Genomic DNA, 8,801 nt, shown 5'->3' on the forward strand with positions numbered 1-8,801 from the left:
CCCCAGATGTCGTTCGTCACACCTACGCTACGTGCTGCCGCTCTCGCCGCCTTCTCGCTCGGCGTCGCCGTCCTGATGGGACCGGCGCCCGCGCTGGCGCAGGCCAAGCCCAACATCGTCGTGATGGGTGAGGATGCCGACGAGGATACGGTGCCGCGCGGCAACCGGATCTTCCAGCGGGTCATCACCGAACTCACCGAGACGATGAACCTGCGCGGCTACAACGTCTACGACGAGACCGCGGTGGCCATGGGCATCACCCAGCCGAACCGTGTGCGCCGTCGCGATGCCGAGCTGATCGACGTCGCACGGTCGGTGCAGAACCCGCCGCTCGACGTGGTGGTGATCTTCCAGATCTACGCCTCGGCCTCGAAGTCAGCCTATTCCGACATCGTGCGGCCCGAGGTGCGCATTCCCGGCCGCCTGCTGAACGTGCGCACCGGCCAGTCCATCGGCTCGTTCGAGGTGGCCGGCGTGCAGCTTCCGCCGCTCCCCCAGGGCTGCGACCGCGAATGCCTGCTCGAGAAGGTGGGCGCCGAGTCCAAGACCATCGCTGCGGATGTCGCCTCGGCGCTCACCGCGAAGCTCGACGGCTTCGTGGCGCCGCGCAAGGGCGCCGATGCCGGGTCGGCCCTGACCGCGACTCCGGATGCGCCCGTGGCGGGCGGTGCCGTCGCAGCGGCTCCCGGCGGCGAGAGCTGTGCCGGTCTGCCGACCGCCTACGTCGTCAAGCTCAACGGCTTCTCGGCTCAGGAGGTCCAGGCGGCCGAGGAGTACATGGCGGCGTTCCGCTGCTACGAGCACCACCGCCCGGTGCGCTCCGGCGGCGCCAGCGCCGAGTACTGGTACGAGACGCGCTCCGACTCCGCCCGCCTGGGTCGCAACCTGCGGCTGATGCTCGAGCACATGAGCGCCCCGGGTCAGGTCCAGTTCTCGGGCAACACCTTCGTGCTCAGCCGAGTCGCGACCCGCTGAGGCCGCGCCGATGAGACGCCGTCCTCGTCTTGCCGCCATGCTGCTTCTCGCTCTCGGCGGCACGGCCTCGGCTGCGCCGGCCCTCACCGACATTCCAGGCGAGACGCCGGGCCAGTGCCGGAACGCCGACGACCCCGTGCTCTGTCTCTCGAAGCTCGCCGATCGAAGCGAAGCCCATGTCCGCTCGGCCCTCCACAAGGCGCGGGAGGCCTTGAAGGCGAGCACGACGATCTCGGACGACGGCCGCCCGGCCGCGCTCGCCACGCTGGAACGGACGCAGACGGCCTGGCAGGCCTATTTGAAGGCCCGCTGCGAGGGGGAAGTGCCAGTCGCCTTCACCGGAGGCACAGGTCGCAACCACGCCGTCATGACTTGCATCCGTGTGCACAACGAGCGGCGGGCCGCGGAGCTTTCCGATCTCGCAGACATGAGCTGAGGCTTTGCGGCGCCCTGGCCACAGCCCACTGATCAATGCTCCTTGGAGGCATCCATGACGATCACGCTTCCCCAGGTCTCGGCCCTCGTGGTGGCCTCGCTCTGCGCATCACTGTCATCGGCGAGCGCGCAACCGGCAGAGCCGACTGCGCTCCTTCGGGATTGGGCCACCGCCAATAGCGCGTGCCGGGGAGGTCACGGCGACGACCCAGCCACCCAGGATGCCTGTGCCAGACGCGAGACCATCGACGCGCGCCTCAAGGGAGCGGGCTGGTGCTACGGGCGGCCTGGCGATCCGGGTTATCGTCGGACTTGGCAGCGCTGCTCGGCGGGTCGCTGACGATAGGAGTTCGGCAGCGCCGGAACCTCAATTCTGGCCGCCGAACTATGCCCAAGCTGCAACGCTGCCAGTTGCAGCCGGCGTTTCAGGGGAATTGTGCACTGCGGTATATGTTGCAGCGCACTTGCTCCTCTCGGATCCGCCAGATGACCGCCCTGCTCGCCGTCGCCGTTATTGCCACTGTTGCGCTTGTCGCAGTCCTGGCCAACCGGCTGAGCCCGAAGAGCGGCAGTGCGACGAACGATGGCATCATCGCTCATCTGTGGCTGAACGCCTGAACTGAGGGGACCAGAGCCTCGTTCACAAGCCGGTTGCTGACTTGCCGGCAACCGGCCTTCGGCCGGCTGCTTCGCTTTTCGCGGGACTTTGTATCGCCCGTCGGCACGAACGACGCAGCGTTCACCCGAGAGCTATCTCGAGCGCGCCTCGGCCGGATTGATCGGCTCCGCCCAGGTGCCAGCGGCCGTAGCGCCGCTCGATGTCGGCTCCGACGCACGGGCCGCATCGAGATCGTCGAGCGCGAGATCGCGGCTTTCCGGAATGAAGTACAGCGCGACGAACGCGACGAGCGCGTACAGTCCGTACACGACCGGAACATAGAACCACTTCTCGGCCACGTTTTCGCCGATCAGGCCGGCGAGCAGCGGTGGCGCACACATGCCACCGAAGATCGCGGACAGGCTGTAGGAAATACCCGCTCCGGAATAGCGATACTTCGTCGGGAAGGCCTCCGACGTCAGGATGGGTGCGAGCCCATGCAGCACGCCCACACCCGTCAAGGTGATCAGGAACTGGAGGACGAGGGTCAGTTCCACCTGCTTGTGAAGGATCGCCAGCGTGTAGGGGTAGGACAAGGCAGCGGTGATCGCGATCGCAAGGAACGTGACCTGCTTTCGCTTCATGAAGTCGGCCGCCGGCCCACTGACGAGAACGCCGAGAACGTCACCAATCCGTGCAACGAAGATGATCACGGCCGTCGTCGCCAGCGGAATGCCCGCGGACTTCATGAACGAGATCGCGTAGGTGCCGCTCACATATCCGTCCATCTGCTGGAAGCCGCAGACCAGGGCCAACAGGACGATCGGACGCCAGTGCTGACGCATCACATCGATGCTCGGCATCTTCGAAAGCTCTTCCTTCTCCTTCAAGGTTTCGAATAGCGGCGAGTCGCCCAACCGGGAGCGTGCGAGCAGGCCCGGGATAACCACGACCGCCGAGAGCAGCATGGCGATACGCCAACCGCCGGTCGCGAAGCTGTCCGACAGAAAATAGAGCACGGCGCTGGCGGCCATGGCGCCGCCCGGAATGCCGATATTCGCGAGAGACACCCAGAAGGCGCGGTGCTTCCGCTTTGCGCCGAACTCCGCAAGCAGTGACGACGCGCCGCCGAACTCACCGCCGAGACCGATGCCTTGGATCACGCGCAACAGAATGAGAAGGATGGGCGCCGCCACCCCGATCGTGTCATATCCCGGCAGGAGGCCGACGAGGATCGTCGTCGCGCCAACGATCAGGATGTTCAGCAGAAACGACGACTTGCGGCCCAGCCGATCGCCGAAGTGGCCGAACAGGAAGGCTCCGAGGAGGCGGGCTGGAAAGCCGGCGCCGAACGTCACATACGAGACGACGAGGGCGGCTGTGGGGGAGAGATTCGGAAAGAACGTATGGGGAAATGCACTGGCAGCTGCATATCCAAAGATAAAGAAATCGTAGAATTCAACAAGAACTCCTGATGTCGCCGAAAAAGCGAGCAGGAATATAGTTTTTGTATCTACGTGATCTTGAGCCTGCTCTTTCACCGGCGTGTCTCCCTGAACTTTATATTATCTCGTAGACAATCGTTGCGTTGTCTTGTTTTTCTGGGATTAGCGAGACGCCCGGAGGCCCCGTTATCCGCGCGATTTCGCGCCACGGCACACATCTGCCGACTGAACACGCATCGTCGTCCTAGTCTTGTATAAGATATGAGCAATGTCAACGCGCGGCCTGCGGCCTGCCGTATGCAACCGAGCACGCCGCGGGGATCTGCGCGCAACTAACATGCCTATATGTATGGGAATTTGGGTGATTTTGTCTCTGTGGGTCGCAGTTCTATGATTGAGTCCGCTCACGGATCAGGCCGGAGCGTCACCAGTCGGTTGACACCCAAGTCATCTGTCTTATACAAGAGTGTGCGCAACAATCATTGGGAGGCACGCCATGGGAGTTCCACAACTCCTCGTACATGATGGGAAGGACACGGTCGGAGTCGTCGTGGTGGAAGGCCTCAAGGCCGGAGCCGACATGCTCTGCGTCGTCACGCACGACAATTCCGATTTCCGGCTGAAGTCGAAGCATGACATCCCGATCGGCCACAAGGTCGCGCTCAAGGACATCAAGTCGGGCGACACGATCTGGAAGTACGGCCAGGACATCGGCAAGGCCGTCGCCGACATTGCGACGGGCGAGCACGTCCACACCCACAACATGAAAACGAAGCGGTGGTGAGGAAATCATGAGCCTACAAGCAGCTCTCGAACACGAGATGTCGTCGCCCTTCCCGGGTGGCGCTCCCGATCAGTTCGTCACCAAGGCCCTCCCGGCCGAGCGGGCATCCGCCGACTACCAGAACGCCACCTTCATGGGCTGGCGTCGTGAGAATGGCCGGGTCGGCGTGCGCAACCACGTCGTCCTCTTGCCCCTGGACGACCTGTCGAACGCCGCCTGCGAGGCAGTCGCGAACAACGTCAAGGGTACGCTCGCGCTGCCCCACGCCTACGGACGTCTCCAGTTCGGTGAGGATCTCGAGGTCCATTTCCGCACGCTCATCGGCATCGGGTCGAACCCGAACGTCGCCGCGGTGGTAGTGATCGGCATCGAGGATAGCTGGACCGGCCGCGTCGTCGACGGGATCGCCAAGACCGGCAAGCCGGTCGTGGGCTTCGGCATCGAAGGTCACGGCGACATCGCGATCATCGCCAAGGCGAGCTATGCCGCCAAGCGCATGCTCCAGTGGGCGACCGAACTCCCGAAGACGGAATGCAAGCTCTCCGAGCTGTGGGTCTCCACCAAATGCGGTGAATCCGACACCACGACCGGCCTCGCCTCCTGCCCCACCGTCGGCAACATGTACGACAAGCTGATCCCCCAGGGGATCTACGGTGTCTTCGGCGAGACTTCCGAGATCACCGGCGCCGAGCATCTCTGCAAGGAGCGGGCGGCAAGCCCCGAGGTCGCCGAGAAGTGGTTCAAGATCTGGAAGGCCTACCAGGACGACGTGATCGAGGCCCACAAGACCGACGACCTCTCGGATTCCCAGCCCACCAAAGGCAACATTGCCGGCGGTCTCTCGACCATCGAGGAGAAGGCGCTCGGGAACCTCGAGAAAATCGGCCGCGAGTGCACCTATATCGACGCACTCCAGCCAGCCGAGGCACCCGCCAAGGGGCCGGGGCTGTACTTCATGGACACATCCTCGGCAGCCGCCGAGTGCGTGACCCTGATGGCCGCCGCGGGTTACGCGATCCACACCTTCCCGACCGGACAGGGCAACGTCATCGGCAATCCAATCGTGCCGGTGATCAAGATCACGGGTAACCCGAAGACGATCCGCACCATGGGCGAGCATATCGACGTCGACGTGTCGGGCATCCTGCGGCGCGACATGACGCTCGATCAGGCGGGAGACTCCCTGATCGACATGGTCGTGCGCACGGCAAATGGTCGTCTGACCGCAGCCGAGTCGCTTGGTCACCGCGAGTTCGTGATGACGAAGCTCTACCGCAGCGCCTGAGGCGGAACTCCAACGAACGCGGCGGCCCAAGCCGCCGCGTTCGCTATGACTTGCGAAAAGTGCGCGGATCAGGGGCTCGATCCATTGGGCCCGTCCGTCATTGCGAATGCGAGCCCCGCCCTTCTTCGATCGCGCGGGCCGACCTCATCGAGCCTTTAGGACTGGCAATGCCCGACATCGTCGTTGCGGAATTCATGGACGAGGCCGCCATTCGCGAAGAGCTCGCCGGCTTCGACGTGCTCTACGATCCGACGCTCGTCGATAAGCCGGAAATGCTGCAGGCGGCTCTGTCCGAAGCGCGCGGCCTCATCGTGCGCAACCGGACGCAGGTCAGGGGATCGCTGCTGGAGGCCGGGTCCAAACTTCGCGTCGTCGGACGGCTCGGGGTCGGGCTCGACAATATCGACATGGACGCCTGCCGGGCACGCGGCATCGCGGTCTTCCCTGCGACGGGCGCCAATGACGGTGCGGTCGCCGAATACGTGATCGGCACGGCGATGCTGCTGTTGCGCGGCGCCTACGGCGCGACGACCCGCGTCGCTGCCGGAGAATGGCCCCGCAACGCCCTGATGGGCCGCGAGATCGCCGGCAAACGCCTCGGCCTCATTGGTTACGGCGCCATCGCCAGAGAGACGGCACGCCGCGCAGCCGCGCTCGGCATGCAGCTCGCAGCCTATGATCCGTTCCTCGCGGCGGACGATCCCGCCTGGAAACCGGATTACGGACCGGTCGCCTCCAGGACACTCGACGCGCTGATCGCGGAGAGCGATGTCCTCTCGCTGCACGTTCCCCTGACCGACGCGACCCGCAACCTGATCGGTGCCGAGGCCATCGCCCGAATGCCGGCGGGCGCGGTGCTGATCAATGCGGCTCGCGGCGGCGTCGTCGAAGAGGCCGCTGTCGCGGCCGCCCTGAAGGCCGGCCATCTCGGCGGCGCGGCGCTCGACGTCTTCGATCGCGAACCGCTTGACGCGGCGGCCGGTGCGGTCTTCGCCGACGCTCCCAATCTCATTCTGACGCCGCATATCGCCGGCGTGACCGTCGAATCGAACGTGCGCGTCTCGTCCGTGACCGCGCAGGCGGTTCGCCGCCATCTCCTGGAGGGCTGACCATGCCGAACCTCTCCCTGAACGACGCGGAACGTCTCGCAGCCGAGGCCCTCGTCCGATGCGGCACCTCGCCTGGTGCAGCCGCGAGCGTTGCGCGCGCCTTGGTGGCCGCTGAGGCCGATGGCCTCAAGGGCCACGGGCTTTCGCGTGTGCCGAGCTATGCGGCGCAGGTGAAAGTCGGAAAGGTCGTCGGTGACGCCGCGGTGGCCGTCCAGCATCCCCGGCCAGGCCTTCTCGCCATCGACGCGGCGAACGGCTTCGCCTATCCGGCGATCGACGCGGCGACGGAACGCCTGCCCGAGGTCGCCCGTAGCCAGGGCATCGCCGCAGCCGGCATTCGCCGCTCGCATCATTGCGGCGCTGCAGGCCTCCCGGTCGAGGCATTGGCCGAGAAGGGCCTGATGGCTCTCTTGTTTGCGAACACCCCGGCGGCAATGGCGCCCTGGGGCGGCCGCCGCGCCGTGTTCGGCACCAACCCGCTGGCCTTCGCCTGCCCTCTGCCGGGCCGGGCCCCGATCGTCGTCGACCTCGCCCTGTCGAAGGTCGCCAGAGGCAATATCGTCGGGGCCAAGCAGAGGGGCGAGACGATCCCCGAAGGCTGGGCACTCGACGCGGAGGGGCAATCGACGACGGATCCGGCTGCCGCGCTGAAGGGGACGATGGTGCCGCTCGGCGACGCCAAGGGCACGGCGCTGGCACTGATGGTCGAGCTTCTCGCAGCCGGCCTCGTCGGAGCCCGCTATGCCGACGAGGCCTCCCCGTTCCTCGACGCCGAAGGCGATCCGCCCGGCACCGGACAGTTTCTGATCGCGATCGCCACGGACGCATTGTCACCGGACGCACTCGAACGCTTCGCGGTTCTCGCCGGATCGATCGAGGACCAGGAGGGCGCGCGCCTTCCCGGAACACGGCGACTCGAGCTCCGCCACCGCGCCGCGGAATCCGGCCTCTCGATCCCCGATGCGTTGATGGCCGAGATCCAGGCCCTCTGATGGCCCCTGCTCCCCGTCAGTCACCGGGACCGTGATTGCCCGCGCTGATACGTATCGCTAAGCAAAGGGCGGAGGAGTTGCTGGTTTCGTCCCTCGACGACCTTCCCTCGAAGCGGGCGCGACAGCGGCACGACATGGAACGCACGGCCGACGATCCAACGACCACGGCAGGCCGAAGCGAGATCGGTTACCGGCCCCTCTACCGCCAAGTCTACGAGAAGCTGCTCAAGCGCCTCGCCGATGCCGTCTGGCAACCGGGCCAGATGCTCCCGAGCGAGGGCCAGCTCGCGCTGGAGCTCGGCGTCAGCCAGGGCACGGTCCGCAAGGCTCTAGATGCGCTCACCGCCGACAGTCTGCTGATCCGCCGACAGGGCCGCGGCACCTTCGTCGCCGAGCATGACGACCAGCAGAGCGTCTTCCGCTTCTTCAAGCTGCGCCCCGACGGCGACGGTGCCGGCATCCCGACCAGCCGCGTCATCACGATGACCGAGGCCAGCCCGAACGCAGACGAGCGAGAGAACCTCGATCTCCTGCGAACGGCGCAGGTCGTGCGCATCGAACGCTTGCGTTACCTCGACGGCCGGCTCTGCATTGCCGAGACCATTAGCGTCCCAGCCGTGCTATTTCCGGGCTTTGCCCGGATGGAGGTCCCGAACACCCTGTACAGCCTCTACGCGACCCGTTTCGGCATCACGATCGCAACGGCCAACGAGCGCCTGAAGGCCATCACCCTGGACGCCCGGCAAGCGCAACTGCTCGAAACCACAGAAGGTACCGCCGCCCTCGAAATCGATCGCGTTGCCGTGGACCTGGAAGATCGCCCCGTCGAATGGCGGCTGTCGATCTGCCTGACACAGGTGCTTCATTACAATTCTTTGCTGCGCTGATGGTCCTTCCCACCAGATGGGAAGCAAGCACCACACGCCCGAGCAAATCATTGCCAGGCTCTCGTAGGTGCCCGGTACCGAAGCGCTGACGCTCGCCGGCGCCAACAGCCTATTGCGACGGCACGCTCTTCACGCCGGCGCTTCATGTTTGGATTTTTTCGATCGTTTTGAACCTGGCACGTTTCTGGTGCGACCCACCTTGCGAAGGGGCTGCGTGGTGCGGCTCTCGGATCAAGGATGGATGTCATGACGCGTTTGGTTCGCACGTTTGCTGCGGTTGCTGCTGTCGGC

At 65.3% G+C, this 8,801-nt stretch carries 10 protein-coding genes; 9 read left to right on the forward strand and 1 reads right to left on the reverse strand.

Translation table 11 applies throughout. From position 1 onward, the window contains the following. The first annotated feature begins 6 nt into the window (after window positions 1–6). The 4 genes from HCU64_RS20350 to HCU64_RS25305 all read left to right on the forward strand — a co-directional run bounded on the left by HCU64_RS20350 (window position 7) and on the right by HCU64_RS25305 (window position 2,028). Window positions 7–975, forward strand: coding sequence for a hypothetical protein (locus HCU64_RS20350; protein ID WP_233386058.1), 969 nt, complete (start codon window positions 7–9; stop codon window positions 973–975). Window positions 976–985: 10 nt separating this feature from the next. Further along, window positions 986–1,411 (forward strand): lysozyme inhibitor LprI family protein, encoded by a 426-nt coding sequence (locus HCU64_RS20355; RefSeq protein WP_233386059.1) that lies wholly within the window; start codon window positions 986–988, stop codon window positions 1,409–1,411. A 54-nt stretch (window positions 1,412–1,465) separates the two neighbouring features. Continuing rightward, window positions 1,466–1,750: a hypothetical protein gene (locus HCU64_RS20360; RefSeq protein WP_233386060.1), complete on the forward strand. Its 285-nt coding sequence runs from the start codon at window positions 1,466–1,468 to the stop codon at window positions 1,748–1,750. A 146-nt stretch (window positions 1,751–1,896) separates the two neighbouring features. After that, window positions 1,897–2,028, forward strand: coding sequence for a hypothetical protein (locus HCU64_RS25305; RefSeq protein WP_267922528.1), 132 nt, complete (start codon window positions 1,897–1,899; stop codon window positions 2,026–2,028). Window positions 2,029–2,160: 132 nt separating this feature from the next. Here HCU64_RS25305 and HCU64_RS20365 read toward each other — a convergent pair whose 3' ends face one another. Next, on the reverse strand, window positions 2,161–3,549 hold the full coding sequence (locus tag HCU64_RS20365) for an MFS transporter (RefSeq protein WP_233386061.1): 1,389 nt from the start codon (window positions 3,547–3,549) through the stop codon (window positions 2,161–2,163). Window positions 3,550–3,949: 400 nt separating this feature from the next. On the opposite strand from HCU64_RS20365, the gene HCU64_RS20370 reads away from it, so the two are divergent. The 5 genes from HCU64_RS20370 (at window position 3,950) to HCU64_RS20390 (ending at window position 8,510) form a co-directional block, all read left to right on the forward strand. After that, complete coding sequence (locus HCU64_RS20370) at window positions 3,950–4,237, forward strand: UxaA family hydrolase (protein WP_233386062.1); 288 nt, start codon at window positions 3,950–3,952, stop codon at window positions 4,235–4,237. Between the two features lie 7 nt (window positions 4,238–4,244). After that, window positions 4,245–5,522, forward strand: coding sequence for a UxaA family hydrolase (locus HCU64_RS20375; protein WP_325170003.1), 1,278 nt, complete (start codon window positions 4,245–4,247; stop codon window positions 5,520–5,522). Between the two features lie 167 nt (window positions 5,523–5,689). Further along, a complete protein-coding gene (locus HCU64_RS20380; protein WP_233386063.1) occupies window positions 5,690–6,631 on the forward strand; it encodes an NAD(P)-dependent oxidoreductase in 942 nt (313 codons plus the stop codon). Between the two features lie 2 nt (window positions 6,632–6,633). Then, entirely contained in the window at window positions 6,634–7,623 is a 990-nt protein-coding gene (locus HCU64_RS20385) for an Ldh family oxidoreductase (protein WP_233386064.1), read from the forward strand. Between the two features lie 77 nt (window positions 7,624–7,700). After that, complete coding sequence (locus tag HCU64_RS20390; RefSeq protein WP_233386065.1) at window positions 7,701–8,510, forward strand: GntR family transcriptional regulator; 810 nt, start codon at window positions 7,701–7,703, stop codon at window positions 8,508–8,510. Window positions 8,511–8,801 lie beyond the last annotated feature (291 nt).

Origin of the sequence: Methylobacterium sp. C25, assembly GCF_021352225.1 — a bacterium.
Classification (GTDB): Bacteria; Pseudomonadota; Alphaproteobacteria; order Rhizobiales; family Beijerinckiaceae; genus Methylobacterium.